Origin of the sequence: Corallococcus llansteffanensis, from assembly GCF_003612055.1 — a bacterium.
In the GTDB taxonomy this organism is placed as follows: Bacteria; Myxococcota; Myxococcia; order Myxococcales; family Myxococcaceae; genus Corallococcus; species Corallococcus llansteffanensis.
Window position 1 is genome coordinate 1 of the sequence record NZ_RAWB01001083.1, and the last position, 989, is coordinate 989.

The window sequence follows — 989 nt, forward strand, 5'->3', positions numbered from 1 at the left end:
GCGGCGTTGTCGGCAAGGGGAGGGACGTGCGCTACGGCGCGGAGCCCGCGGCGGTGACGGGGGCCTTGCGCGGGGAGAGGCGGCCGTCGTCGGCGATGCGGACGCCCGTGTCGGGGAAGTCCTCGGCGGAGAGCTTGCGCACCAGCGAGACGACGTTGGCGTCGGGGTCCGGCTGCGCGATGCCTTCTCCCACCTGCTTCGTGGGGAGGATGCGGCCGGTGGAGAAGCGGCCCTGGCTGTCCAGCTCCACCTCCAGCACCATGCCCAGGCCTTGGGGACCCTTGAGGTTGAAGCGGCCGTAGGTGGCGAAGTTCCCCATGGAGTAGGCGATGAGCCGGCCCTGGTAGAACTCCATGGCGCGGGCGACGTGCGGCCCGTGGCCGAGCACCAGGTGCGCGCCCGCGTCCACCACCGCGTGGGTGAAGGTGCGGAGGTCACCGCGGTCCTCGCCGAAGAACATCTCCTTGCCTTCCGGGACGTGCAGGGCCTTGCCGCCCTCGGCGCCGCCGTGGAAGGAGACGACGACGATGTCGTGCGTGGCGGCGACCTGCTTCACCAGCGCCGTGGCGTTGGGGAGGTTGTTCAGGTGGTTGCACCCGGCCGACGTGTGGAAGGCCACGAGTCCAATCTTCAGCCCGTTGCGCTCCAGCGTGGCCACGCTGCCCGGCGGGCCGCTCCAGGCGATGCCCAGCGCGTCCAGGGTGGACTCGGTGGCGCGGCGGCACTCCTCGCCGAAGTCACCGGAGTGGTTGTTCGCGGTGGAGACCACGTCCACGCCCGCGTCCTTGATGTACTGGCCGAACGAGGTGGGGGAGCGGAACGCGTAGCAGTTGGCGGGCGAGCGGCACTTGGTGGTGCGGCCGGTGTCGCACAGCGGGCCCTCCAGGTTGACGAAGGTGAGGTCCGCGTCCTCCAGCAGCGGGCGCACGCTGGCGATGACGCTGCCGCCGCCTTCCGGGGGCAGGTAGCCCTCCGGCACGGTGGTGCCG

1 protein-coding gene is annotated in these 989 nt (G+C 71.5%); it reads right to left on the reverse strand.

Annotation, left to right across the window (positions count from 1 at the left end; all coding sequences use genetic code 11):
• Nucleotides 1–31: 31 nt before the first annotated feature.
• Nucleotides 32–989, reverse strand: a 958-nt coding sequence (locus D7V93_RS43465; protein ID WP_147451700.1) for a CapA family protein, incomplete at its 5' end; no start/stop codon positions are given.